Origin of the sequence: Ensifer sp. ENS09, assembly GCF_014852425.1 — a bacterium.
Lineage (GTDB): Bacteria > Pseudomonadota > Alphaproteobacteria > Rhizobiales > Rhizobiaceae > Ensifer.
Map to the genome: position 1 here is coordinate 107,726 of NZ_JACVBP010000008.1, position 26,686 is coordinate 134,411.

The 26,686-nt window shown below is 63.4% G+C and carries 21 protein-coding genes; 11 read left to right on the top strand and 10 right to left on the bottom strand.

Going from position 1 to position 26,686, the window contains the following annotated elements:
* Window positions 1-3 precede the first annotated feature (3 nt).
* The 3 genes from IB267_RS30845 to IB267_RS30855 all read right to left on the bottom strand — a co-directional run bounded on the left by IB267_RS30845 (window position 4) and on the right by IB267_RS30855 (window position 1,854).
* The gene (locus IB267_RS30845) at window positions 4-381 is read right to left on the bottom strand and encodes a hypothetical protein (protein ID WP_034787648.1); all 378 of its coding nucleotides are present in this window, start codon (window positions 379-381) and stop codon (window positions 4-6) included.
* Window positions 382-391: 10 nt separating this feature from the next.
* Window positions 392-1,306, bottom strand: a complete 915-nt coding sequence (yghU, locus tag IB267_RS30850) for a glutathione-dependent disulfide-bond oxidoreductase (protein WP_192451205.1) — start codon at window positions 1,304-1,306, stop codon at window positions 392-394.
* 128 nt (window positions 1,307-1,434) lie between these two features.
* Window positions 1,435-1,854: a GNAT family N-acetyltransferase gene (locus IB267_RS30855; protein ID WP_192451206.1), complete on the bottom strand. Its 420-nt coding sequence runs from the start codon at window positions 1,852-1,854 to the stop codon at window positions 1,435-1,437.
* A 252-nt stretch (window positions 1,855-2,106) separates the two neighbouring features.
* On the opposite strand from IB267_RS30855, the gene IB267_RS30860 reads away from it, so the two are divergent.
* Entirely contained in the window at window positions 2,107-3,075 is a 969-nt protein-coding gene (locus IB267_RS30860) for a TerC family protein (RefSeq protein WP_210336052.1), read from the top strand.
* A 163-nt stretch (window positions 3,076-3,238) separates the two neighbouring features.
* Here IB267_RS30860 and IB267_RS30865 read toward each other — a convergent pair whose 3' ends face one another.
* Complete coding sequence (locus IB267_RS30865) at window positions 3,239-4,654, bottom strand: aldehyde dehydrogenase family protein (RefSeq protein ID WP_192451207.1); 1,416 nt, start codon at window positions 4,652-4,654, stop codon at window positions 3,239-3,241.
* A 96-nt stretch (window positions 4,655-4,750) separates the two neighbouring features.
* Between IB267_RS30865 and IB267_RS30870 the strand changes: the two genes are divergently transcribed.
* From IB267_RS30870 to IB267_RS30915, 10 genes are all read left to right on the top strand, one after another.
* Window positions 4,751-5,695 carry a LysR family transcriptional regulator gene (locus IB267_RS30870; RefSeq protein ID WP_192451208.1) on the top strand — a complete coding sequence of 315 codons (945 nt, stop codon included), beginning with the start codon at window positions 4,751-4,753 and terminating at the stop codon, window positions 5,693-5,695.
* A 142-nt stretch (window positions 5,696-5,837) separates the two neighbouring features.
* Entirely contained in the window at window positions 5,838-6,362 is a 525-nt protein-coding gene (locus IB267_RS30875) for a sigma-70 family RNA polymerase sigma factor (protein WP_192451209.1), read from the top strand.
* A 165-nt stretch (window positions 6,363-6,527) separates the two neighbouring features.
* The gene (locus IB267_RS30880; RefSeq protein ID WP_192451210.1) at window positions 6,528-7,526 is read left to right on the top strand and encodes a FecR family protein; all 999 of its coding nucleotides are present in this window, start codon (window positions 6,528-6,530) and stop codon (window positions 7,524-7,526) included.
* 117 nt (window positions 7,527-7,643) lie between these two features.
* Complete coding sequence (locus IB267_RS30885) at window positions 7,644-9,953, top strand: TonB-dependent receptor (protein WP_192451211.1); 2,310 nt, start codon at window positions 7,644-7,646, stop codon at window positions 9,951-9,953.
* Between the two features lie 113 nt (window positions 9,954-10,066).
* A complete protein-coding gene (locus IB267_RS30890) occupies window positions 10,067-10,357 on the top strand; it encodes a DUF2218 domain-containing protein (RefSeq protein WP_043615319.1) in 291 nt (96 codons plus the stop codon).
* A 102-nt stretch (window positions 10,358-10,459) separates the two neighbouring features.
* The gene (locus IB267_RS30895; protein ID WP_192451212.1) at window positions 10,460-12,244 is read left to right on the top strand and encodes an IucA/IucC family siderophore biosynthesis protein; all 1,785 of its coding nucleotides are present in this window, start codon (window positions 10,460-10,462) and stop codon (window positions 12,242-12,244) included.
* Window positions 12,228-13,964: an IucA/IucC family siderophore biosynthesis protein gene (locus IB267_RS30900; RefSeq protein ID WP_192451213.1), complete on the top strand. Its 1,737-nt coding sequence runs from the start codon at window positions 12,228-12,230 to the stop codon at window positions 13,962-13,964. Before IB267_RS30895 ends, IB267_RS30900 begins: the two co-directional genes overlap by 17 nt.
* A complete protein-coding gene (locus tag IB267_RS30905) occupies window positions 13,961-15,241 on the top strand; it encodes an AMP-binding protein (protein ID WP_192451214.1) in 1,281 nt (426 codons plus the stop codon). Before IB267_RS30900 ends, IB267_RS30905 begins: the two co-directional genes overlap by 4 nt.
* Window positions 15,238-16,551 (top strand): DUF6005 family protein, encoded by a 1,314-nt coding sequence (locus IB267_RS30910; protein ID WP_192451215.1) that lies wholly within the window; start codon window positions 15,238-15,240, stop codon window positions 16,549-16,551. Before IB267_RS30905 ends, IB267_RS30910 begins: the two co-directional genes overlap by 4 nt.
* Window positions 16,548-17,393 carry a sugar phosphate isomerase/epimerase gene (locus IB267_RS30915; RefSeq protein WP_192451216.1) on the top strand — a complete coding sequence of 282 codons (846 nt, stop codon included), beginning with the start codon at window positions 16,548-16,550 and terminating at the stop codon, window positions 17,391-17,393. The genes IB267_RS30910 and IB267_RS30915 overlap by 4 nt, the downstream gene beginning before the upstream one ends.
* 44 nt (window positions 17,394-17,437) lie before the next feature.
* Here the strand turns inward: IB267_RS30915 and IB267_RS34035 are convergent, their stop codons facing one another.
* The 6 genes from IB267_RS34035 to IB267_RS30945 all read right to left on the bottom strand — a co-directional run bounded on the left by IB267_RS34035 (window position 17,438) and on the right by IB267_RS30945 (window position 26,659).
* Window positions 17,438-19,261 (bottom strand): adenylate/guanylate cyclase domain-containing protein, encoded by a 1,824-nt coding sequence (locus tag IB267_RS34035; protein WP_192451217.1) that lies wholly within the window; start codon window positions 19,259-19,261, stop codon window positions 17,438-17,440.
* Window positions 19,262-19,378: 117 nt separating this feature from the next.
* The gene (locus IB267_RS30925; protein WP_192451218.1) at window positions 19,379-20,563 is read right to left on the bottom strand and encodes a glycoside hydrolase family 5 protein; all 1,185 of its coding nucleotides are present in this window, start codon (window positions 20,561-20,563) and stop codon (window positions 19,379-19,381) included.
* A gap of 117 nt (window positions 20,564-20,680) precedes the next feature.
* On the bottom strand, window positions 20,681-21,376 hold the full coding sequence (locus IB267_RS30930) for a hypothetical protein (protein ID WP_192451219.1): 696 nt from the start codon (window positions 21,374-21,376) through the stop codon (window positions 20,681-20,683).
* 143 nt (window positions 21,377-21,519) lie between these two features.
* The gene (locus tag IB267_RS30935) at window positions 21,520-23,229 is read right to left on the bottom strand and encodes an ABC transporter ATP-binding protein (protein WP_192451220.1); all 1,710 of its coding nucleotides are present in this window, start codon (window positions 23,227-23,229) and stop codon (window positions 21,520-21,522) included.
* A gap of 347 nt (window positions 23,230-23,576) precedes the next feature.
* The gene (locus IB267_RS30940; protein ID WP_192451221.1) at window positions 23,577-25,412 is read right to left on the bottom strand and encodes an ABC transporter ATP-binding protein; all 1,836 of its coding nucleotides are present in this window, start codon (window positions 25,410-25,412) and stop codon (window positions 23,577-23,579) included.
* Window positions 25,413-25,459: 47 nt separating this feature from the next.
* Window positions 25,460-26,659 (bottom strand): aminotransferase class V-fold PLP-dependent enzyme, encoded by a 1,200-nt coding sequence (locus IB267_RS30945; protein WP_192451222.1) that lies wholly within the window; start codon window positions 26,657-26,659, stop codon window positions 25,460-25,462.
* Window positions 26,660-26,686 lie beyond the last annotated feature (27 nt).

A 26,686-nucleotide genomic window follows, 5' to 3' on the forward strand; every position in this document is an offset into this window, starting at 1 on the left:
GAATCACACCTCGAATACGTCGACGAACGATTCCGGGAAGCTTTGCCGGGCAACCTTCTCGTTGATGACGAGCAATGCTTCGTAGGACACCGGATCGAAATCCTTGTCGACCGGCAGCACCTCGCGTCCGAACAGGAGGTTCAGCCGAGCGGCATCGAGATTGCCACGCTCGAATGGTTCTGCGCCGAAATGATGCCAGAGGGCGTGGAGGAAGGCCGCATCGATGCGGTGTGCTCCGGAGCCCGGCCGGGCATGGCGGGGCAGTGCCTTAATGGGCGTTGCTCCCTTGGGGTTGGCCCGACGGATGACGAACTGGATGCCCGTGCCCGGCATGGCGTAGGGAAAACCCCGGTGTTTCGTCATATCAGCCAGCTTGGCCATTCTATTCTCCTTAGGCGGTCTGCTTCTCGCCAATCTTGTCCTCAGTCTTCGTCTCGAAGTCGGAGGCGTCGTGGCGCTCATGCAATTGTTCGGACGGGTTGCCGCTCAAGCGGTTGACCATGCGGCCGCGCTTGACCGCCGGACGGGCGGCGATCTCTGCCGTCCAGCGCTGGACGTGCTCGTAGCTCTGGACCTCGAGGAAGGTACCCGCATCGCCATATACCTGCCCGAGCGCCAGATTGCCATACCAGGGCCAGGTGGCCATGTCGGCGATGGTGTATTCGTTGCCGGCGAGGAACCGGTTTTCGGCGAGATGGCGATCGAGCACGTCGAGCTGGCGCTTCACCTCCATGGCGTAGCGGTCGATGGCGTATTTGATCTTCATCGGCGCATAGGCATAGAAATGGCCGAAGCCGCCGCCCAGAAACGGTGCCGAGCCCATCTGCCAGAACAGCCAGTTCAGGGTTTCGGTGCGGGCGCGAAGCTCGCTCGGCAGGAAGGCACCGAATTTCTCGGCGAGATAGGTGAGGATCGAGGCCGATTCGAACACGCGCACCGGCGTGCCGCCGCCCTTGGGCGCGTGATCCATCAGCGCCGGGATCTTGGAGTTCGGGTTGACGTCGACGAAGCCGGAGCCGAACTGGTCGCCGTCTCCGATGCGGATCGGCCAGGCATCGTATTCGGCGTCCTTATGGCCGGCCGCCAGCAGCTCTTCGAGCATGATCGTGACCTTCACACCGTTCGGCGTCGCCAGCGAATATAGCTGCAGCGGATGCTTCCCGACCGGCAGGTCCTTGTCGCTCGTCGCTCCGGCGGTCGGGCGGTTGATGCTGGCAAACGCGCCGCCATTGCCCTTGTCCCAGGTCCACACCTTGGGAACGTCGTAGCCGGCGGGGAAATTGTCAGCGGGGGATTTTTCGGTCATCAAATCTGTCCTTGTCTTGGCGGAAACCTCGAACGTCGCGTTCGCTTATATAGGAAGTTTATCAAGCCACCACATCGACTTGGCTGCGAGGACGACCATGCTCAAAGGCCAGATGCTGGAGAATTTTTTTATCGAAGTTGGATGAGACCGGCATCCGTCGGCACGAAGCCGCACCGATCGAGGTAAAAATCCCGAAGCTCAGGATCGAAGTCCACATGCAGCCATTCGCAGCCCGAGGCCTTGGCGTGGGTTACGGCCTCTTCGACGAGCAGCGTGGCGTAACCCTTATGCCTCAACGCTGACGTCACCATCGTATCGAGCAGGAACGCATGCACGCCGCCGTCCCAGGCGACGTTGACGAAGCCGGCGAGCGTGCCTGAAATCCGCATGGTGACCCAGCCGAGGCTGAAGCGGTTGACCTGGTCCCACCAGTCGTCTTCGGTCACGGCGTGATCGAAGCATTCGGCGTGCAGGGTATTCACTTCGCTGTTTTCGAACGGCCCGCGCCAGGCGAACGCGGGTGCTTCAGTCCGGTCTTCTGCCGTCACGGTCCAACCTCACACGCTGCAAGAAACGATCTCGTCGGTCCTTTTGACCACAACGGTTCGGCCGCCGGCAAGCGCGGCCGAGTCCTCACAAAAAAATCGCGAGCCTCTCTTGATACCGGAAAACCGAGCTCCTATCTGCCGCCTAACCCGCTGGTCCGGGCCCCTCTGGCGAGAGCTTCGGCACTCTTGCGATGTCGGACCTTATTCCGACAACATGTGCCGATTGGGGACCCGTCTGTGGACTTTTCCTTCATGTCTGTAGTGTGGCTGGGAACGCCACTGTGGCTATGGGCGAGCTTTTTCGCCCTCGTGATCGCTATCCTGTCGTTCGACCTTGGTATTCTCCATAAGGAGAACAAGGAGATCAACGTTGCCGAAAGCGTCAAGCTTTCCGCCTTCTATATCGCCCTCGGCCTGAGCTTCGGCGGCTTCGTCTGGTGGTATCTCGGTGCCGAGTCCGGCCTTGCCTATATGACCGGCTTCGTCGTCGAGAAGACGCTTGCGCTCGACAACGTCTTCGTCATCGCCCTCATCTTCTCCTTCTTCGCCGTCCCGCGCATCTACCAGCACCGCGTTCTCTTCTGGGGTATCCTCGGCGTCATCGTGCTGCGGGCGATCATGATCGGCGTCGGCGCGACGCTCGTGGCTGAGTTCTCCTGGGTTCTCTACATCTTCGCTGCCTTCCTCGTCTTTACCGGCATCAAGATGTTGGTGATGAAGGAGGCCGAGCCCAACGTTTCGGACAACGCGCTCGTGCGCTTCATGCGCAGCCGTTTCAACGTCACCGAAGAGCATCACGGCGAACGCTTCTTCGTGAAGCTCGTGAACCCGAAGACCGGCAAGATGACCTGGTTCATCACGCCCCTCTTCATGGCCCTGGTCATGGTCGAGGTGGCTGACGTGATCTTCGCCGTCGACTCGGTTCCCGCGATCTTCGCGATCACCACGGACCCGTTCATCGTCTACACGTCGAACATCTTCGCAATCCTCGGCCTTCGCGCTCTCTACTTTGCGCTCGCTGCCATGATCCATCGCTTCCGCTACCTGAAGCCGGCGCTGGCTGTCGTCCTGATCTTCATTGGTTCGAAGATCTTCGTGGCCGATCTCCTGGGGCTCGAGAAGTTCCCGGCGGCTCTGTCGCTCGGCGTCACCTTCGCGATCATCGCTTCGGGCGTTGTCTGGAGCCTGATAAAGACCAAGGAAGAGCAACTGCCGGCATAATGCCCGGGCTCATCCGAGCGTGACAAGAAACGCGGCGGCCTTCGAAAGAGGGCCGCCGCGATCTTTTTGCCCTTGCCGGGATCGCTCTTACTTCGCCGCCCAAGGGCGCTGCGGAGCGGCCGTCGCCCGGACGGCTCTGGGTCCGGGCCGTCCGGGCAAGGTATCATCCGATGATCGCCTTCGGTTCGAGGAAGGCGTCGAGGCCGAACGATCCGAACTCGCGCCCGATGCCCGAGTGCTTGAAACCACCGAAGGGCGCCTGTGTGCCGGCCGGAGCTTCATTGATGACGACGCGGCCTGTCTCCAACTGACGGGCGACACCGCGCATCCGTTTGGCATCGGTTCCAAGGACATAGGACTGCAGCCCGTATTCGCTATCATTGGCAATGGCGATCGCTTCTGCTTCCGTGTCGTAGGAAAGAACGCTGAGCACCGGGCCGAAGACTTCTTCGCGCGCAATCCGCATGTCATTGGCCACGTTGGAAAAGACGGTCGGGCGAACGAACCAGCCCCGGTCCAAGCCATCCGGTCGACCTTCGCCGCCGACCAGAAGCGTTGCGCCTTCCTCCTGCCCGAGACGGATGTAAGACTGGACGCGTTCCCACTGGCGAGCGCTCACCATCGGGCCGATATCGGAAGCCGGATCGCTCGAAGGGCCGGTGCGCAACGCGGAAACGGCTTGCGCAAGGCGCGACATCACTTCCGCATGGCTCTGCCTTGAGACGAGCAGCCGGGTTCCGGCGATGCAGGCCTGTCCGCTGTTGCGGAAGGCAGATGCCAGAATATGCGGGATCGCGCGGTCGAGATCCGCGTCATCCAGCAGGATCTGAGGGCCTTTGCCGCCGAGTTCGAGCGTCACGCGCTTGAAGCTTTCCACCGCACTGCGCAGGATCTCCCGACCGGTCGTCGTCGAGCCGGTGAAGGTCACCTTGGCGATGTCCGGATGCCGGCTGAGTTCCGCGCCAACCAAATGGCCGTAGCCGTTGACGACGTTGAGGACGCCATCGGGTAGTCCCGCTTCGTGCAAGGCTTCGAGGAGGATCTGGGTCTGGATGGCGCTCATTTCCGACGGCTTGATCACGATGGTCGTGCCGGCGGCGATCGCGGTTGCAAGCTTGGTGCAGATGAAGCCGATATTGCTGTTCCAGGGCGTGATTGCCGCAGCCACGCCAACCGGTTCCATCACCACCTCCGCATTACCGACGCGTCGGGTGAAGGCGTAGTCGGCCACGGTCTTTGCCGCGACGTCGAACACGTTTGCCGCGTGCGGCACGGAGAAGGCGAGGAAGGACTGCGGCGCGCCGTACTCGGTGGCCATGGCCGCGCGAAGGGTATCGGCGCTGGCAGCGACAGCCTGCCTCAACGCATGCAGCATGGCGATCCGTTCGGCCGGTGTCGTTCGTCGCATGGCAGGGAAAGCACGTTTCGCGGCAGCAATCGCCGCGCGTGCATCCTGCGCGTCGCCCAGCCGAACCTCGCCGATCTTTTCCTCCGTGGCGGGATTGAAAAGCGCGAAGCGCTCGTCGCCGTGAGGCGCAACGAAAGCGCCATCGACATACATCTGCTCAATGATCTTCATCGTCCGATTTCCTGTTGCGATGACAGGGATATGCATCCGAACGATCGTCAGGATAAGATCATCAATCGAAGACACTCTGATGAGGTAGATAGTGCAATGAAGGCGAGCTTGCCCGAACTGGAGGCCGTGGCGGCGATCGCGCGGCTCGGCGGCTTTCGGGCCGCTGCCCGGGAACTCGGGGTTTCGTCCTCGTCGTTGAGCCATGCCGTCCTGGCCCTGGAGGCGCGGCTCAACGTGCGCCTGTTCAACCGCACGACGCGATCGGTGGCGCTGACGACGGCCGGCGAGGCTTTCGTTGCCGAGATCCTGCCGGCGCTTGCCGCCATCGACAACGCGGTCGAGCGGGCGACGGAATCCCAGGCGCGGCCGAGCGGAATGCTGCGGCTCAACACGTCGCCGGGAGCGGCGAAGATGGTTCTGCGGCCGCTGCTGATCGAGTATCTGCGGCGCTACCCGGACATGGCGCTGGAGGTTGCGACCGACAATGCGCTGGTGGATATCGTGGCACTCGGTTTCGATGCCGGGTTTCGCCTCGCCGAAGCGGTTCCGCCAGATATGATCGCCGTTCCGGTGGCGCCTCAGTCACGCATGATCGTCGTGGGGTCGCCGGAGTATTTTCGTGAAAGAACGGTGCCGCTGCGGCCGGGCGATCTGATGCAACATGCCTGCATCCGGGCGCGCATGGCGAGCGGCAGGATCTACCACTGGGAGTTTTCCCGGCGTGGAGAAAGCATCGAAATCGATGTGCCGGGACCGCTCACTCTCGACGACAGCGAGCTCATGCTTCAGGCGGCCCTTTGCGGGGTGGGATTGGCCTATCTCTCCGATGACCACGTGCGCGACCACGTCAAGGCCGGGCGCCTGCTTCCGGTGCTGGAGGAGTGGACGCCGCCATATGACGGACTCTGCCTCTATTTTCCTGGCCGCCGACACGTGCCGTCGAAACTGCGTGCCTTGATCGATCTGGTTCGGGAGCTTCGCTCCGGGAACGCCCGCTCCCCCGAGGCGCACGCTCTCTCCACGCCTTCGTCCGTGCCTTGAAATTTTAACATGAGTATTACAGACAAGTTTATTTCTGCGTGCTAAGAGACACCGCGCTCGGTCGGTCCCTGGCCATCGATCGCCTCCTGGCAGGGGCGTGCTCGGCGCGCCGAATCGAAATTATTTGATCGGATCAGACACAGTGGTCGACACGGATACGCGCCATCAGGTCTATTTCGCCAACCGCACTGCCCTGGTCGCCTATGCCACGCGGATCGTCGGATCGCGAGAAACGGCCGAAGATATCGTGCAGGAGGCCTTCATCCGATTCGCGCCGGCAAATACCGGCAGTCCGCCCTCGGCGGGGCCATCCGGCCTGTCGCTCGCGTATCTCTACAAGATCGTCCGCAACCTGTCCCTCGACCTCCTGAAACGCCGCAAGATCGAAGCGCGGGAGGAGCAGAGCGAGCCGCCGTTCTGGTCGATGCCGATCGAGATGCCGACGCCCGAAGACATCATCCTCGTCAGCGATGAAATAAGACGCATCTCCGGTATTCTCGAAGACCTACCCGAGGACGTGCGGGTTGCACTCGAGATGCACCGTTTCGGCGGCTATACCCTGGAAGAGATCGCAGCCCACCTCGACATCTCCGTCGCGACGGCACACCGCCACGTGCGCTCCGCCATGATGCGGGTTGCGACAACGCTTGCCGGCGGCGCCTCCTAGAATTTCAGGGGTCCCCGTGTGAAAAAAATTCCGGTGCTGATCGTCTTTAAGACAGTGCGAAGGAACCACGGAAGCGTCCCGCTTGCCGGTGACGCCGCTTGACGGGGTAGGGGGCTACAGAAACAAGGTGCTAGGGCGTCGATCATCCAAGCGGCAGGCAAGGCTTTGACCAAGGACAACCACATATCGGAGGCTCTGCTCGAGGAGGCCATGGACTGGTTCCTCGAGTTGAAGGCGCGCCCGAACTGTCGCGAGACGGAGGCCGGGTTCCGTGCGTGGCTGGGCCAGTCGGATCTGCATGCCCAGGCCTGGGAGACGGCTTTGCGGACCTGGCAGCTGCTCGGCGAGGTGCCGCCGGTGAACGAGCATCTTTGGCGCGGGGCAAGACCGTCCGTTGCCGTCGAAACACCGATCCGCCAACGCCGCCGGATGGGGACGAGCGGCTTGGCCGCCGGCGTGGCGCTGGCGCTTGCTGCCTGCCTCGCGCTTTTCGTCTCCGTGCCGTCGCTTTTCGTGTGGTGGCAGGCCGATCATGTGACCGAGACGGCGCAAAACAGGACGGTTACGCTCGTGGACGGGACGATCATCGAAATGGGCGGCGGCAGCGCCATCGCCACCGACATCAGCGCCGGGACCCGCCATGTCAGGCTTCTGAAGGGGGAAGCCTATTTCAACGTTGCCCGCGATCCCTCGCGTCCTTTCGTCGTCGAGGCGGGGGGCGTCGAGGTGTCCGTGCTCGGGACCGCGTTCGATGTGCAGCTGGCGAGCACGGAGACGACCGTCGAGCTGGCGCACGGCACGGTCGCCGTCTCCTACAGCGCCGACGCGCACAAGCAGAATTTCGAACTGGCGCCGGGAGAAATGGTGACGGTGAGCCATGCGACCGGCGCGGTCGTGTGGAGTGCGATCGCGGAAGACGAGATCGGCGCCTGGCGAAGCGGCAGGATGTTCGTCAATGATGTGACGGTCGCCGCAGCCGCCGAGCGGCTGCAGCGCTACCATTCCGCCTGGATCTCCATTCCGCAGCCCGATCTCGCGGCACGGCGCGTGACCGGCGTCTACGACCTAAAGGATCCGGATCGTGCGCTCCAGGCGCTGGTGCAGCCCTTCGGCGGCAAAGTGCGCGAAGTGACCCGCTATGGCCGCATCCTGACGCGGTTTTAATTGGAGTAAAAAAATCAGGAAAAAATCGCGCGCCGGTGAAAAAAAATCCGGGGCCGGTCGTCTTTGGTTGGAAACGCGCGCCCGCAAGGCCGCGTGGAATGCCGAGACGGGGGTAAGATGCGTTCGCCGAAATGCTGCAAGGGACATCTGAAATTCGATACGGGGCGTCGCCGTGAAAGACGGCGCCTGCTGACGACGACGGCGATCGCCGCGTTTTCCTCCCTCGCGCTGATGCCCGTTTCCACGGTCTCCGCCCAGCAGAGCACGTCGCGCGTCAGCAATGCCCGCAGCTTCGACATCCCGTCGCAGCCGCTTTCCACCGCGCTCAACGCCTTCGGGCGACAGTCCGGCCTGCAGGTGACCCTGGCGGCTTCAACATCGCAGGGGCTTCGCTCGGCCAAGGTCAGCGGAACGATGACGGCGGACCAGGCGCTTGCCCGGCTTTTGTCCGGCACAGGCATTTCCTACAGGATATCGGGCGGGACCGCGCTGGTCGGTTCGGCCGTTTCGGCGGGTGGCAGCGCTACTGTCGCTGCGGACGGCGCAACGGTGCTCGATCCGATTTCGGCCTTCGGCGCCGGGCCGCTCGGCGCTGGCGAGATCGTCATCTCGTCGGAAGACCTGAAGCGCAAGAACCCCGCCAACATTGCCGACGTGTTTTCCGGCGAGCCCGGCATTTCGGTCGGCAGTTCGCTGCCGATGTCGCAGAAGGTCTATGTCCATGGCATCGAGGAAACCAGCCTCGCGGTGACGATGGATGGCGGCCGGCAGAACAACAAGGTCTTTCATCACAACGGCACGAACCTGATTGATCCGGGCCTGCTCAAGGCCGTCAACGTCGATGCCGGCGTCGCGCCGGCCGATGCCGGTCCGGGGGCGCTCGCCGGCGCGATTTCCTATGAAACGATCGATGCGCGCGATCTGCTGGACGGCGACGGCTTTGGCGGCTCCGTCACGTCCAGCTACAATTTCAACAGCAACACGGTGACAACCGGGCTCTCGGCCTACGGCATGCGAGACGGATTGGAGTTCCTGGGGTACTTCAACTTCGGAACCGGCAACGATTTCACCGCCGGCAACGGCCAGGAAGTGCAGGGAACCTCCACCGACCTCTTGAGCGGGCTTGGAAAACTCGCCTACGAGTTCGACAGCGGTGACCGCTTCGAGATCAGCCACGACAGCATACGCGACGATGCACCGCGACCGTTCCGCGCCAATATGGGATCGACGACGGGCAGCAAGCCCTGGGAGCCACGCATCCGCGACTACACGCTCGAACGGGGCAACACGGTCTTCACCTATACCGACAGCACGCCCGAGGGCTGGTGGGATCCGACATTGCTGCTCGCCTACAGCAAGACCGAAGTCGAGGTGCCTGTTTATCCGAAGCCGACGCCGGGCATTCCCGTGAGCTACCAGGGTGTCGGCGCGTCGGACAGCTTCAACGGCAAGTTCGAGAACAAGTTCTCCTTCGATATCGGCAACGTCGTCGCCGGCATCGATTTCTACGATGACGAGGCAAAGCTCAGGGATCTCTTCGATCCGGGCTCGGAGAGGGCGCACAATATCGGTCTCTACGCCCAGGCGCGGCTGGAGCCCTTCGAGCGCACGCGCCTCTCCTTCGGTGCGCGCGGCGACAATCAGCGCTTTACCGGCACCACCGGCCAGACGTGGAACAACTCCGGTTTCAGCGGAAACGTCTCGGGCGAATACGACCTCGTCGAAGACCTGTTGACGGCCAAAGCCGGCTACTCGCATGTGTGGGCCGGAATTCCGCTCGCCGAGAATTTCATCATCAATCCCAACTGGGATTATGGCAACGGCCCGAAGCCGGTGACGGCAGACAACTACATCCTCGGGCTGGAGGCAAACTACAACGGCTTTACCGTGGAAGGCAGCGTTTTCCAGACAGATCTCGATGACGCCCGCACGCCACGGTTTGCCGTTGCGCGCGGGATCGAGGCCCATGACGTCCGCTCACGCGGGTTCGAGATCGGCGGCGGCTACAACTGGGGCGACGGCTATTTCAAGGTGAAATACGCCAATATCGACGTCGAGATCGATGGCAAGCCGGCCGATTCCGACCTCGGCACCTATCTCGCCACCCCCGCCGGCCAGATCATTACCCTGCAGGCGGTGCACACATTGACGGACTGGGGCATCACGCTGGGCGCCGATGCCGAAATCGCGCTCGACTACGACGACGTGGCCGCCGGCTCCAAACCCCTTGAAGGTTACGAGGTCTTCAACGCTTTCGTCGAATATGTGCCGCCGCAACGGCCAAACCTGACGCTGCGCGCCGAACTCACGAACATCTTCGATGAAACCTACTCGGACCGCGCGACCTACGGTCAGGAATTCGGTCAAGTCACGCCGCTCTACGAGCCCGGACGTTCCTTCATCCTGACCGCCAGAGCGACCTTCTAGGTCGGCGGTCCCGACTGCGGCTGACGGATCCTCCCGGCGGCAGCCGCCCAAGACGCTCAGGCGGTCAGTCCCGGCCGCCAGAGCAGCGAAAGCCGAAAGACAGGAAGTTCCAGATGCAAGAAGCGACCACCCATTTTGCGACGGAAGACGGCCAGAAGTACCTGACGCAACTCTGCAAGCATTTCGCCCACAAGATCGACGTTGAACAGGCGGGCGATCGCGCCGAGCTCCGGTTCTCCTGCGGCACCGGCTATCTCCAGGCGACCGCCGATGGCCTGAGCATCCGTGCCCGCTCGCCCGACGATGCCGAACTCGCCGACACGAAATCGGTGATCGAAAGCCACCTTCTGCGCTTTGCGTTCCGGGAAGAGCCCGGTCCGCTTGCCTGGCAAGCCGGCGGCTAAGCGGCCCGCTCAAGAAACAGTTCCGATCAGAAAATTCAATGTGTTGGTCGAAAGCGCCCAACGCAATTGCGCGGCTATGCGTGTCGCGTGCCGAGGATCAGGATGAAATCGTCTAGGCAAATCGCAGAAATCGCCACCTTTCAAAGCTTCGCAAACTGCTACCTGCGCGAAGTCAATCCGGGCATCCGGGCCATGCATCGCGCCCCAGGCGGCGCCGTCGACTGCGTGGAATGGTCTCTTCCCAGGCAGCAGATGATCCTGCGCGCCGAGGTGACGTCGCCGTCGCTCTGCGGCCCCCACCATTTCGGCCGGGTATGGGGCAGAGGCGTGTCCGACGCCACCTGGCGCCAGATCGAACTGATTTCGGCGCTCCATATCCTGGTGCACGAGTGCTACCGCCAGGTCGACGAGGCCCAGGCGGACGCCCTGCGCGGCTTCGAACTCGAACTGCTGATGCGCGTGCTCGAAAGCTACCAGCAGACCGCACTCTATATCGACAGGGCCGCGCCGGAACCGACGGACGGTGGACATTTCATCGAAGCGGAGCAGTCGCTCGTTTTCGGCCATTGGCAGCACCCGACACCGAAGAGCCGCCAGGGCATGACCTATTGGCAGCAGGAGAGCTACGCGCCGGAACTGCGCGGCCAGTTCAAGCTGCACTACTTCGCGGCAAAACGCGGCGATATCAGGCACGATTGCGCGCGCGCGGTTGCAGCGCCCGAGATCGTGCGGTCGCTGGTCGGACCGGATACTGACGGCTTCGCGATCGGCGACGACGAATATCTGCTGCCGATGCATCCGCTCCAGGCCGAAGCGCTGCTGCTTGATCCCGATATCAGCGGCTTGTTGGGGGAGGGGCGGCTGCGGCATCTCGGTCCCGCCGGTCCGGCCTTCACCGCGACCTCGTCGGTGCGCACGGTCTACGGCGCCGATGCCGGCTGGATGCTCAAGTTCTCCCTGCCCGTGCGCATCACCAACTCCGTGCGGCTGAACCGTCGCCAGGAGCTTGAAGCGGGCGTCGCAATGGCAAAGCTGATAGACCGGATCGGTTTTGCCGAACGCTCGCGAAACTTCCGCATCATTCAGGACCCCGCTTACATCACGCTCGACGTGCCGGGACACAGCGAGAGCGGCTTTGAAGTCATCCTGCGGGAGAACCCGTTTGTCGGGAGCGGCGGGCGGGGCGTCGTCACCGTCGCCGCCCTGACCGCCGATCCGCTACCGGGTGCGCCATCCCGGCTGGCAAGGCTGGTTCAGGCGGCTGCTCTGCGCGCCGGCGAAAACCTGGCGGAGGCGGCGCTTGCCTGGTTTCGCCGCTATCTCGACTGCGCCGTCGAACCGCTGGTCCGCCTATATGACGATTACGGTATAGCGCTCGAAGCCCACCAGCAAAACAGCCTGCTCGACGTCGGCTCCGGCTATCCGTCCGTCAGCTACTACCGGGACAATCAGGGCTTCTATCTCTCGGAGCGGTACCGCAGCCTGATTGCCAGCCACGTGCCCGAGACGCAAACGATCGCGTCCCTCTATTTTGCCGAGAGCGAAATCCGCGATCGCTTCGCCTATTACTTGATCGTCAATCAGGTTTTCTCGGTGATCAGCCGCATGGGCCATGACGGGCTCTGTGACGAGAGCCTGCTCCTGCGCGAACTGCGTGCACATCTCGAGCGCTATGCCACCCGAATGAGTGGAGCCGGGCGTGACTTTGCCCGTCACGTGCTCGACCTGCCGACGATCGTCTCCAAGGCCAACCTGACGACGCGTCTCTACGACGTCGACGAACTGCAATCCAGCAACGCGCCGTCCCTTTATCGCCCCGTGCCGAACCCGCTCCGGGCGCCGGCTGTTCTGACCGCACCGAGGACCGACCATGCCATTGCCTCTTGATCTCAAGGGCCGCCCGGACGAGCGGGTGCTCCGCCAGCTCGTTGCCGCGCTGCTGTTCGAAGGCATTGTTGAGGCCAGCGAGCACACGGACGGGGATATCAGCACCTTCCACTGGTCGCTCGGTGGTCGGCAGTTCCGCTGCTGCGGCGCCATCGGTCCCTTTGGCCGGCTGCGGCTGGCTGCCAGATCGGTAGAAATGCGCGACGACGCCGACGGCTGGGTCGTGCCGCCGCTGGCGCAGTTGGTATCCGTCCTGCCGGGCAGCGGACCGACACGCGGAAAGCTGCTCAACGAACTGACGCAGACGATTGCCTTCAGCGCCTGGAACGAGCGTCAGGTACCGACGCGGCTGCGCCGCGCCTTGTCATTTGCCGAGTTGGAGGGAGCGCTGGACGAGGGCCATCCCTACCACCCCTGCTATAAGGCACGTACCGGCTTTTCCGTCGCCGACCATGCAGCCTATGGACCCGAAATGGGGGGCGCGTTCCAGCTCGTCTGGTTGCTGGTGGCGCGCAAGCATCTTCGCTGCGCGATCCCTGGTGATGAGGATGCCTTCTGGGAAACGGAACTGGGGGAGGAAACCTGGTCCGAACTCCGGGCGAAGCGGCAGGCGTGCGATGTTTCGCCTGACCTGTTCGGCCTTCTGCCGCTGCATCCGTGGCAATGGCGCGAACTCCGCGAGACTGAGCTTTCCGGCTGGATCGCCGCGGGTGAAGCCTTTTGCCTTGGTCCGGCGGGTGACCGGTACACGGCGACGCAGTCAGTTCGTTCCCTGTTGAACCAGGATCGGCCGCTGGCCGCGAGCATCAAGCTGCCGCTCAACATGGTCAACACCTCGTCGCGCCGCATCCTTGAGGCGCATTCGGTGTGCACGGCGCCGGTGATCTCGCGCTGGATCGCCGGGATGGTTGCTGGTGACCCGGCCTTTCGCGACCGCTATCCGCTCACCGTCCTGCAGGAATATGCCGGCATCATCGCCGACAGCGACGGCCCTTTGGCCGGACAGGTCGCAGCCATCTGGCGCGAGAGTGCGGAAGCGACGCTTGGCTCCGGCGAGGCCGTCATTCCCTTCAACGCGCTGATGATGGTCGAAGCGGACGGGCGTGCCTTCGCCGACGACTGGATCCAGCGCTTCGGTCTGATGCCCTGGATCAACCGCCTGATTGAAGTCGCCGTCCTACCCGTCTGGCACCTCCTGGTGCACCATGGGCTGGCGGTTGAAGCGCATGGGCAGAACATGCTTCTGGTCCATCGCGATGGCTGGCCGGTGCGGCTGATCCTTCGCGATTTTCACGAGAGCATCGAGTTTTCGCCGGGCTTCCTGCGCGCGCCGGAAAAGGCGCCGGATTTCCTGTCGCTCCATCCAGCTTACCGGGAGGCGGAGCCTGACCAGTTCTATTGGACGGACAACCTGGATTCGCTGCGCGAATTGGTGATGGACACGCTGTTCGTCTACAATCTGAGTGAGATCTCCCACCTTCTCGACCACTGCTACGACCTGCCGGAAACGCTCTTCTGGCAGCGCGTCCAGACCGTGCTTGCCGCCTACGAGGCGGAGCACGGCGCGACGGAGCGGCTGGCGCAGCTCGGCTGCAACCAGCCCCGCATCCTGACCGAATCCCTGATGACGAGGAAGCTGCTCGCGCTCAAGCCGGAATACCACCACGAGGTGGCGAACGCCTTGGCCGCAAGAACGCTCCAACGAAGGAGAAAGCCATGATCCGTATCGACGACAGGCTCTATGACGAGGCCTATTTCAGCACCAGATCGGCAGAGCTCGCAGCCGAGATCGGCCTGAGCGCGCAAGACACCGGCCGCTACGCCGTCTGCTTCTCGGAAACGGCCGATTGGCTGGCGCTGTTCTTTGCCATCCGAAAGACCGGCGCGAGCGTGCTGCCGATCCATCCGGGCACACCCTATCCGGCCGCGCGCAAGCTCGCGATCGGTGCTAGCTGCGACCGGCTGTTCTACAACAGCCTGACGGCCGAAGTTCTCGAACCATCCGGCCAGCTTTCGCCTGAAGGCACGCTGTTGCAGATGAGCTCCGGCACGACTGGCGCGCCGAAATGCGTGGCGCGCAGCTGGGCCGAAATCGATGCCGAGATCGAAAGCTATGTCGGCACCTTCCACGAACCGGAGGACATGACGCCGGTCATCGCCTGCCCGACCACCCATTCCTACGGGCTGATCTGCGGTATCCTGGTGGCACTGAAGCGCGGGCAGACACCCGTCATCGTCAATACCGCGAACCCGAAATATCTCCTGAAGGTGCTGCGCGAGACCGAACGGCCACTGCTCTATTCGTCGCCGGCGATCCTGCATACGCTAGCGCGGCTGATGCCCGCGGGCGAGCAGATCCACGCGACGATGACCTCGGGCACGCTGCTGCCCGAGCCGTGGTTTGCCGATATCCGCGCCAAGAGCCGTTTCATGTTCCAGCAATATGGCTGCTCGGAATCCGGCTGCATCGCCATCAATCCCGATGTGACGTCTGCCGGCGACATGGGCTTCGTCCTGCCGCATCTGATCGCCGCCACCGGCGACAGCGCCGAGGATACGGGCGAGATCGTCGTCAGCAACGGCGACGGCGCGCCGATCCACACGCGCGACCTCGGCTACCGCCGCGCCGACGGCATGCTCATCTTCGTTTCCCGCCTGGACGACATGATCAACGTCTCCGGCCTCAACGTCTATCCGAAGGACGTGGAGGATGCGGTCATGGCGATGCCGGCGGTTACCGATGCGGTGGCCTTCCGCAAGGCCGACCGGTTTGCCGGGGAGCGCGTCGCGCTGCTCTTCAGCGCCGAGGCGCCGGTGGCGCCGCAGGCCGTGCGCGAATGGTGCAGCCGCCACCTCGCATCTCACCAGTTGCCGATGGAAATCCTGCAGATCGACGCGGTTCCGCGCCAGGCGAACGGCAAGATCAGCCGCCGCGACGTCGCGGCCCGTCATCTGGCAGGCGAATTCAACAAACCGATTGCGGGAGCCGCATCATGACCGAAAGCGAAGTTCTGGCGGCGATCGAGGCCGTGCTGACCGACAAGATGGCGCATGGACATATGGATGGCTTCGGCCTCGATGCCCGCCTCAACGAAGATCTCTATCTCGACTCCGTCCTGATCCTCGAAATTTTCCTCAATCTCGAGCTCGAATACGGGCTGTCGGTGCCGGAAGAGGCGATCGCGAAACAGGAGATCGAAACGGTCGCCGATCTCGTCACGCTCTATGTGCCCAAGCCCACCGCGACCATCGTGCCGGCCTTTCCGCTCACCGGCGGGACGACCGACGAAGGCGTGCACGGCGAGGCCTATTACGACATCAAGGTCCATTGCTTCGTCAGCTGCGTTTCGGATGGCCTGAAGCGAAACGGGCTGGACCAGCGGCCATTCTATTTCGGCGTCTGGGACGCGAAATTCGCGGTCAGCGAGCGTTTCGAGCTTCTCTATCATGCGCCCGACATCACTCAGGAATTCTTCCGCGGCTGGTTCGAGCGGCTTTACGGCGTCTCCGTCGTCGAGTGGTACGACCCGCAGCGCACCAAGCTCGACAACCTCGCGGTGCTCCTCGGGCTGTTGAAGCAGCGCGGCGAGACCGGCTCGGTCATGGTCATGCTCGACATGTTCCACCTGCCGGAACGCGAGAACAAGTTCAACCAGAACCCCTTCCCGCACTATCTGATGCTGCAGGAGACGGCCGATCCCGACACATGGTTCGTGCACGATCCCGACTATCGCTGGGAGGGCGAGATCGCCCGCGAGAAGGTCATTCACGCCATCATGCAGCCGACCGTCGGTGGCGGTTATGTCTTCGACGATGCCGAGGCACGCGCGCCGTTTGCCGAAGATCTGAAAGCCTATTTCGAGGCCTGCTTCGTCCGGGACCGCAATCCGCTCGTCGATGCCGTCAGAGCGATCGTTGCCGCGCATCTCGATGGCACGAACGGGGTGATGCTTGCAGATCTTGGCGCGGCGGTGCGTGAGCTGCCGGTCATCACCATCCGAAAATATGCCTATGAGCACGGTTTCGCCTTCTACTGGCGGGCGCTGAAGCTGCCGTCGGGCGAGTTCGAAGGGTGGTGCGAGGAGATCGAGGCGCTCGTTCAGGCGCTGAAGACCCTGCACTACGCCTGCATGAAGCTCGCCCAGACCGGCGACCGCGCTCTGGCCGCGCCGGTCTTCGAGCGCCTCGACGAGGCGGACCGGCTCGAAACGAGACTGAAAACCAAGCTCGCCGAGGTCTTCGAACTCTGGTGCGACCTTGCCATCCCCGCGGAAAGCCACACCCCCTTGAAGAGAGTTGCGCGATGAGAGTTTCGCTTTGCACCATCACCTTCCGGCACCACCTGATATCGCTGGACGAGATCGCCGCCTGGGCCGAAGCCAATGATTTCCAGGGCATCGAGCTCTGGGGTGCGCATGCGCGAAATCTCGCGCCGCGTCCGGATCGCAATGCGGAATGGCTGGATGGCTACGGCCTCTCGGTGCCGATGATCAGCGACTACCTGCCGCTCGACGGCGACACGGAAACGCTGCGCACCAAGACGGTCGAGCTTTGCCGGCTGGCGCGCCGGTGGCGGACGCGCAAGATCCGGACTTTTGCCGGCAACCGCGGCAGCGCCGAGGTCAGTGCCGAAGAGCGGCAGGGGATCGTTTCGCGGCTGAAGGACATCTGCGCGATCACCGCCGGCTACGGCATCCAGTTGCTTGCCGAGACCCATCCGAAAACGCTGGCCGACACGGCGGCGTCGACCGTGCGGCTGATCGAGGAGGTCGACCACCCCGCCTTTGCGATCAACTTCGATACGCTGCATGTGTGGGAGGGCGGCGACGATCCGGTCGCGGTGCACCGATCGATGAAGCCGCATATCCGGCACTATCACCTGAAGAACATTGTCGACCGCGCCGACCTGACCGTGTTCGAGCCCGCCAATGTCTATGCCGCCGCCGGCAGCCGGCGGGGCATGACGCCGCTGTTTGAGGGCGCCGTCGACTACGACCGCTTCCTCTCAGAAATCACAGGCGACCCGCAGGCCGATGCGTCGCTGGAATGGTTCGGAAATAATTGCTTCGAGACCCTGCGTGGCGACCGCCAGCAGATCAACCACATGGTCGAAGCGCGCGCGCCTGCCCGCAGAACGGCAGGCGTCTGACGCGGTGATCGACATCGTCCGGCGGCCTGGCCCCTGGCCGGCCGCTACACCGTAGGAAGTCTGTAGATTTCCGTAAGCTCCGTCCGTCCGGCAAGGCAATGCTTGCCGAGCGGGATGAGATCGGAGCGATCCTCGGCCACCAGGTCGAAGGTCTCTCCACTCAGCAGCATCACCACCTCCTCGCCGGGCGCGACCGCCTTGCCGAGCTGCTCCAGCCGGTTGCAGGCATTCACGGTGTCGCCGACGATCGTGTAGGCCGAGCGTCCGGTCATTCCGATATTGCCGGCAACGACGGGGCCGGAATGGATGCCGATGCGCAGGCGGAGTGGTGGCAGGCCCTGTCGTTGTCGCTCCGCATTGTCCTTGGCGATCGCCCGGGCAATGCCGCGCGCCGCGCGGACGGCGCGATCGGCGTGGTCCTTTTGCGCATCGGGCGCGCCCCAGAAGGCCATGACGCAATCGCCGATGAACTTGTCGATGGTTCCGCCTTCGCTCTCGATGCAGTGGCCGAGCAGGTCGAAGTGGCTGTTCAAGAGCGCAGCGACGTCGCCGGCGCTGGTCTTCTCGGCGGTGGCGGTGAAGTCGACCACGTCGGTGAACATGATGGTGACGACGCGTTGGGTCGAGGCCAGGTCTTCGCTGCCGATCAGGTGGCGCACGAGTTTCTTCGGCACGTAGGTCTCGAGCCAGCGAAGGCCAGTCAGCATCGTGTTGTAGGCCTTGGCCTGTTCGTTGAGCTCGGTGAACAGGCTGCCGGGAAGCGGACGGAGCGCCGCAAAATCGAGCATGCCGACGGCACGGACCTCACGTGCCATGCTGGTGACGGGACGAACGATCAGCCGCCCGACAATCCACGCGATGACGATCGCGACGAACAGGACGGCGAGACCGGCAAGACCGGCCCGCAGCAGATCCCAGACCGGCTTCTCCACCGATTCGATCGGAACCTCGACGCCGATGATGAGCGGGGCCGATGCGTAGCCGCGGATTTCGCGCGTCAGGATGACCCGCCCGTCATCTCTTCCAAGCTTGACCGCCCGCACCTCCATGTCGGTGTCGTCGAAAGTCTCGGGTGGTCCTTTCCACAGTTCGGCGAGATACGGATCGCCCAGTTCGTCAAGCGTCGGCAACCGGTGTTCTGCCGACAGCAGCGGATGGCCCGCGGCCATCAGCGGATGGGCCAGCACCTGGTCGCGGCCGTAGAGAACGAAGGGCGTCGTCCCAGGGTTCGAGAGCGCTATCTGGCGCAGGAAATCGGACATGGCATCGACCGTGATGGTCGCTCGGAACATGCCGGCAAATTCGCCCCCGAGGTTCGCCGGCTGCTGTAGGTTCGCGACCGAGGTGCGGATCGCCGGATCGGGCACGAAGTAGACAGGCCCCCAGTGGGCAGTGCCGCTGCGTCGCGCTTCCTCGATCTCCGAACGCTCGTTATCGCTCGTCACCTTGTCGGCGAAGGAAAAGACACCCTTGGGCCCCTGCGTCACGCCGAGGATCTCGCCGTTTGGCCGGACAAAGGAGAGCACGCGAACCTGCGGCGTTGCCGCCAGGGCACCGGTCATCACACGTTCGAGTTCGAGCGTATCCGTTGGATCGAGACGACCTGCGCCGACCTCCCGTGCCAGAAATGCGAGCTGGTCCTCCACGGGTGAAAAGCGGCTGCCGATTTGCGTCTGCACCGCCTCCAGCCCGAGATGCGCCGATTGCACCAGCAGATCACGCGTCGTCCCGGCCGACATGAACCACACGACTGACAGGATGACGGCCGCGGTCAAGGCGACGAGCGCCGCCATCACGATCGCCAGCGTGCGCGACAGGCGAATGGTTCGGGTCCGTTTTTCGGCGTCAGCCGGCTTGGTGATCTGCACGCGCATGCCTCATGTTGCAGCAGGGGCTCGCAATTCGCGTCGCTCTGCCGGGAGTGCACCGTCTTCTAGCTGTTTTGGGCTTTTTTCCAAGCGCGTGCCGACCTTTCCGGCCCTGCGTCAATCTGCCTTTTGCAGCCGTTTGCTGATCGGCGCGAACTCGGGCGTCGCCTTGCGTGGCGTCGTGTCGCGCTCGTTGGCCTCCATCTGCTGCCAGTATTTCCATCCGACCTTCTTCGATCCCAGTTCGTAATCCATGCCGTCCCAGGCATCCTCGCGGAAGCTGTAGAAGGCCCAATGCAGATCCTCCTTGTCGAAAGCTGTCAGCACATCCTCAAGATAGGCCTTGCAACCGGACCAGAGGCGCATGCAGCCGAACTCGCCCGCAACCAGGCGATTGAGCGGCACGCCCTTGTCTCTTGCCCACTGCACCGGCTCTGCCAGATAGGCTTCAACGCGCGCCTTGTCCCACGTCTCTTCCCCATCGCCGAAAGGCACCTTGCCGGGATAGGCATAGGGCTTGTCGCGCTTCATGTTCGGTGCGCTCGTCGCGGCATAGGGTTCGTACATATGGAAGCTGTAGAGCACCTTTTGATCCGTGAGCGCGGCTGGCCAATAGGAAAAGGCGTCGGCGGCCGCATACCAGCCGGCATCCGCCATGACGGGCGTTGCCGGATCGACCGTCCGGATGGCGGCGATCACCGTCTCGTAGAAGGCCTTGAGGTCCGAGGCACTGCCCGCCTTGTCGCCGTACCATGCCTGCATCGACTTTTTGTCGGCATGTTCGGCAAGGCCGTTCTTCTTTTCGGGCGCCGGCTCGTTGACGATGTTGTAGGCGGCGACGGCCGGATGGTCCTTCAGTTCGCGGGCCAGATCCCGCCAGAAGGCTGCTGCCTGGTCCCACCAGACCTTGTCCTGCCAGAGGCGGCCGTCGAACCGGTTGCCGTTGTTCTGCGCCCAGCGCATGCCAGGCAGCGACAGCGGCGCGATGACGACCTTGAGCCCCGCCTTGTCGGCACGATCGAGCGTCTCCTTGAGCGTCTTGAGGTCGGCGGCCGGAATGCCCGCGTACTTGTCGGCATCGCCGATCAGATAGTCGCGCTTGGCCGGTCTCCACTTGTCATAGGAGAGGCGCACCCAGGTGGCGCCGTAGCCCGCGAGGGCCTTGAAATAGGCGTCGTCCGGCGGCAGCCGATTGAAGCTGTTGCCGCCATGCTGGGGCTTGTCCCAGAAGCCGATGAGGTCAGCGGCGCCGGCTGGTGATGCGAGGCTCAGGGCAAGAAGGGCGGAGGCTACGACGCGCATGTGTTCGATCCTGCAGGTTTCGGGTTGGCGCTGCAACCTACTGGCGGATCGTTTCAGCGATGTTCCCTGGGGAACACGGCCGCGCTTATCCCGGCTCGAAAAAGCGAACGGTCGGCGTCAGAAGCCGAATGCGTCCCGCCAACGTTTGCTCCACGCGGCTTGATCGGACATGCTGGCCTGCAGCGACCGGACGGCATCCTTCATCTTGCCGCCGTCGGAGGCGGATCCTTCGGGGGTGCCCGTCTCGCTCGCGGTGATCAGCGCAGCTATGTTGGCGGAGTGGCGGGCAGACAGGGCTCTGCTGGTGCTGTTGCCGTTAGCATCCGGCATGTTGATGAGGTTCGATCCGCCGTTTGCGAAGCGGAAGCCAATGACAAATTCTCCGGCCGGGAATTGTTCGCGATTGCTCTCGATGAGGCTGTAGATTGCATTAGCGATCGCGTTGTCGTTCGTAATGCCGGGTTTCGTTGCCTTTTCTTCCTCGACCAACGCCGCGAAGCGCTCGCTGTCTTCGCTTATCAACATCTTGAGCGTCTGCTTGACGCTGGGATCGCTTGATTTGAACTTTCCGGATTCCAGATAGGTCAACGCGGCAGAGGCATCGCCCTTGGCTTGCTGGGCATCCAGCAGTCCGCTGTTGATCCGGGCCGCCGCTCTGGTCTTCTCCGGGCTGTCGCCGCCCGTACCGCCGTTGACGATGGCGGCGATCTTGTCGACCGCATTCGGCTTGGTGTCGTTGCCCCGATCCGCAGGCGCCTGCACCTGCTGCAAGACGATGAGTGCGGCGGAACTCGTGGAGGAGATGGATATCATCGGCTGTTCCTCTAAACCTCCACCGCCCCGAACATCGAGTGATCTTAAGGTTGTGTTGTTAATTATGAGCAACGTTAGAGGGTGTTCGTTAATGAAAGGCGAATATGGCTCCGCCTTGCAATCTATTGGCGCTGATCTGTCGGTCAGAACGCGCGCTCAGCGGACGGGGCGAGGGCTTCTTTCGGGACGGTCTTGGTGTCGCCGAGTGCGATAACCGTGTCGGCCTCAGTGATCACCGATCGCCTGTGCGTGATCGCCAGCACCGTCACATCGCGGGCAAGCAGGCGAATATGTTCCATGATGTCGCGCTCGGTCGCCTCGTCGAGCGCCGAACTCGCTTCGTCGAGAAACAGGATGGCGGGGTTGCCGTAGAGCGCACGGGCGATGGCGATCCTTTGGCGTTCGCCGCCGGAAAGCTTCAGGCCCCGTTCGCCGACGGCGGTGTCGAAGCCGGCGGGCAGCGCCGCGATGAACGGGAGAATCGCCGCTTTCTCGGCGGCCTCGCGCAATCTGGCCTCGTCGCGCGGGCGACCGAGCAGGATATTGTCTTCCAGGCTCTCATTCAGCAGCACGACGTCCTGCGGTACGACGGCGATCGCGCCGTACCAGTCGGCCCGGTCGATGGTCGCAAGATCGATGCCATCGACAAGGATGCGTCCGCTGTCCGGCTCCATCGATTTCAGCGCCAGCTTGAAGATCGTCGACTTGCCGGAGCCGGTCTCGCCGGTAAGAAAGGTGATGCCGCCGCGGCTGGCGGCAAAGCTGACCGCGCTCAGCCCGCGGCCATTGTCGTAAGCGTAGCCGACATCGTCGAAAACGACGCGCCCTTCACGTGGTGCGAAGCCCGATGCGTGCGACACCTGCCGCTCTTCCGGCGCGCTCCACATTCTCGCCATTGGCCCCAGGTCGGCGCACGAGCGCGCGACGTCGTCGATGGCGTGGGCGATCATCTCGAACGGCATGTTGAGCTGGAGCAGCAGCGTATTGAACAAGACGATCTGGCCGATCGACAGAGCGCCGGCCTCGTAGCGCGGCAGCAGCAGCCAGAACGTCACCGCAAACTGGATCGCCAGCCCAAGACCGATGAGGGCGATCGAACCGATGCGCTGCAGCACGTAGGCGCGCCAATTGTCGCGCACCTCGCGCGCCTTGGTCGAAAAGCGGTGGCTCATCCAGGCGTGGCTGCCGAAATGGCGCAACGTTTCCATGGCATTCATGGCGTTGCCGACAAAGCGGGCGTTTTCCTGCCCGGCCTCCACAGCCCTGTCGAGATAGACGCGGGCGCGGCGGGCGCAAAGCAGCGTGACCGTTATCGCTGCCATGCCATAGATCACCGTGATCGCGACCACTTCGGCGTTGATGAGGGCGCCGAGGGTTGCAAGCGTCAGCAGGATCTGGACGGCACCGGGGATGAAGGCGACGAGCCCCAGCTCGACCAATGTGATCAGCGCGCTACGCCCGCGCGCATTGGCGTTCTGGATCTGCGCCGGATTGTGCTCGACGAAGAAGGCGGTCGTCTTCTTGAGGATGCGTTCGAAGAAGCGGGTGCTGGCGATGAAGCCGAGGTTCTCCGCGGTCATGAACGACAGATACTGCACCATGTGCTGCAGGGCCGCCGACAGGCCGAGAAGCGTCGCATAGATCACGAAGCCCCATAGCAGACCGGGTACGACGATTTCCTGCGACAGCGTGTCGATCAGCCTGGAAAAGACATAGGGAGCGGCAACGCTGCAGACGCTCGAAACGAGCACGATCGTCGCCACGGCCAGGAGCATCCAGCGATCGGCGCGCCAATAGGCGCGCAGCACTTCGGAGATCGGCCGCAGGAGATCGGGCTTGGTGTTTCGAAACATTGTTTCATCCTCGACTCAGTCTGAAACCCGCCCGCTGCCCCTATAGGTCTTTTGCAACGGAATCGCAACGAAAGGATGAATACTATGTCTGTATTCGACCTATGGTTTGATCGAATGTCGAACTCGGCCTGGGCCGCGTCGCGTGGGGGACTGTTTCCTAAAACTTCGTCGAGCGGAGATGTTTACGGCGTGGCTCAAGCCACACCCCTGGCGCGCGGAAGTTGGCCGCGTCCGTCGAAGTGCGTCAATCTCGAAGCGCTGACAGCAACGGCGATCGCGCGCCCACGATATGGACGCGCGTCGGCCCGCGGTTGATGCCACGGTTGTTCGGTCGGTATGGTGCGCTGTCAGACCTGGACGAAGTGATCGTCGGCGACCTGCTGGTAACGCCGTTCGGCCGGCACATAGTCGGGCGCGCGCAAGGGGCTCTTCAGCTCGTCGCTCGCGACATTGCGGCGTGTATGGCGACGGGTCGGGTCGGCGATCGGCACGGCAGCCATCAGCTTCTTCGTATAGGGATGCTGCGGGTTCTCGAAGACCTGCGCGCGCGAGCCGATCTCGACGATCTCGCCGAGATGCATGACGGCGACGCGGTGGCTGACGCGCTCGACGACGGCCATGTCGTGCGAGATGAACAGATAGGCAAGGCCGAGGCTTGCCTGCAGGTCGAGCAAGAGGTTGATGACCTGTGCCTTGATCGAGACGTCGAGCGCCGAGACGGATTCGTCGGCGACGATCACCTTCGGGTCGAGCGCAAGCGCACGAGCGATGCAGACGCGCTGGCGCTGGCCGCCGGAGAACTCGTGCGGATAGCGCGCCGCCATGTCGGCCTGCAGCCCGACGCGTTCCAAGAGATCGGCGACCTTCTCGCGGGCCTGTCGTGCGGTGCCGAGCTTGTGCTCGATATAGGGCTCGGCAATCGCCGCCCCTACCGTCATGCGTGGATTGAGGCTGGCGAAGGGATCCTGGAAGATCATCTGCATGGTGCGGCGCATTTCGCGCAACTGCTTGCGATCCATCTTGAGTACGTCCTGGCCGTCGAGCGTCACCGCGCCGCTTTCCGGTTCGATCAGCCGCATGATGGCGCGGCCGGTCGTCGACTTGCCGCAGCCGGATTCGCCGACGAGCGACAGCGTCTCGCCCGGCTGCAGGCTGAAGGAGACGTTCTCGATCGCGTGCACACGGCCCTTCAGCTTGCCGAGCAGGCCGGCGTGGATGTCGAAGCGCTTGACGAGGTTCTTGACCTCGAGGATCGGCTTGCGGCCGGACTGCACCGTATCGGTGGCTTCAGCGGCGGCGTTGGGCAGGCCCGTTGACGCATCGATCACCGGAAAGCGCATCGGCTGGCTTTCGCCCTTCATCGAGCCGAGCATTGGCACGGCCGAAAGCAACGCGCGGGTATAGGGATGTTTCGCTCGAAGGAAGATGTCCTCGGTGTTGCCGGTCTCGACGGCATCGCCGCGGAACATCACGACCGTGCGGTCGGCGATCTCGGCGACCACGCCCATGTCGTGGGTGATGAAGAGCACCGAGGTACCTTCCTCCTCCTGCAGCACCTTGATCAGGTCGAGGATCTGGCCCTGGATGGTGACGTCGAGCGCCGTCGTCGGCTCGTCGGCGATGAGCAGCTTCGGACGGCTCGCGAGCGCCATCGCGATCATCACGCGCTGGCGCATGCCGCCGGAGAAGCGGTGCGGGTATTCGTCGAAGCGCGAGGCGGCCGAGGGAATGCGGACCTTTTCGAGCAGCCGGATGGTCTCGGCTTTCGCCTCTGCCTTCGACATCGGGCGGTGGCAGAGAAGGGCCTCGGAGATCTGGTCGCCGATGGTGAACAGCGGATTGAGGCTGGTCATCGGTTCCTGGAAGATCATCGCGACATCGTTGCCGCGCACGCGGCGCATCTCAGATTCCGGCAGGTCGAGGATGTTGCGTCCGCCCATCATCACCCGTCCTTCGACGCGGCTCGTCTCCTTCTGCAGGAGCCGCATGATCGACAGCGACGTGACGCTCTTGCCTGAGCCGGACTCGCCGACGATCGCGACGGTTTCGCCAGGCGCAACGGAAAACGAGATATCCCGGACGACAGGCTTCCAGGCACGGTCGACCAGGAAGGATGTCGTCAGGTTTTCGACGGAGAGAACGGGTGCCGTCGAACGCTCCGGCTGGGCTTTGGTCTCGGTCATCTCGTTTCCTCCGTCAGATGCTGCGCGTGTCGTCGTTGGTCGTCGGGTCAGTCGGGCCAGCGCAGCAGGCCGGCGAAGCGGCGTGCGTTGCGTTCGGCGAGCGACGTGGCGATGATCTCGTTCGAGGCTCTCGCCTTGTCGAGTTCCTCGGCGAGACGGCTGGCGACGATCTTTTCCTGGCCCGGATGCAGGTTGCAGGGATCGAGGTAGAAGTAGTTGTGCTCGGCCTCGTGGTCGCGAACGATGATCGGCGGCGCGCCGCGCGCCAGCGCATCGGCGAGATCCCAGGCGGTGATATGGGCTTCCTGCGGGTCGATGTTGACGCGCAGCCGGTCGAGCGGGTTGTTGGTCGGGTCGGCCTCGATCACCGGCTTGATGCCGGGACGGCCGTCGAGCGTCTCGCGCCAGAGGTTCAGGTAACCGGTTTCGCGCTCGCGGATGCCGGCATGGTCGCGGGTTTCCCAGGCCTGAAGCGCCGCCATCACGCCGAGCATGCTTTCCTTGCCGACTTTCATGCCGCGGCCGATGCCGAGGTTCTGCAGGAAGGTGTTGCGCACCATTTCCTTTTTGCCGGCGACGATGCCCGAGGTCGGGCCGCCCAGGAACTTGTGGCCGGAATAGAGCACGATGTCGGCGCCCTCGTCGAGGAAGATGCGCAGGTCGTATTCCGAGGCTGCGTCGACGATGACCGGTACGCCCTTGGAATGACAGACCTCGGCAAATTCCCTGAGGCCCACGAGGCCGTACTGCACGACATGGTGCGAGACGACATAGACGGCGCAGGCGGTGCGCTCGTTGATGGCGCCTTCGATATGGTAGCGATAGGCGGACGTGGCCTGGCCGACGATTACTGGCTTGGCGCCGGCGAGCCGGATCGCCTGGTCGACGGGCGCGCCGTAGCTGACCACATGGCCCATCTGCAGGATGACCTCGTTCTTGAGGCCGGTCGTGTCGGGCAGGCGCTCGATGGCGGCAAGATCGCTTCCGGTCATGGTGCCGGCAACGGCGAGGCTGATGCCGGCGGAGCACGACGCCGTGATGAAGCCGGCTTCGGCACCCGTCAGCCGCGAAATCACCGGGCTCACCTTGCGCTGCAGGTCGTTGATCTCGACGAACTGCGGCAGTATGCCTGTCATGGCCGCGATCGCTTCCGGGACCACGATCGATGCGCCGAGGCCCGTCATCGTGCCGGAGACGTTGATAACGGGGCGAAGTCCGAGAGCTTCGCGAATGTCACGGTCAGGCATAGTGGTCTCCATATGATTTTCTGGCAG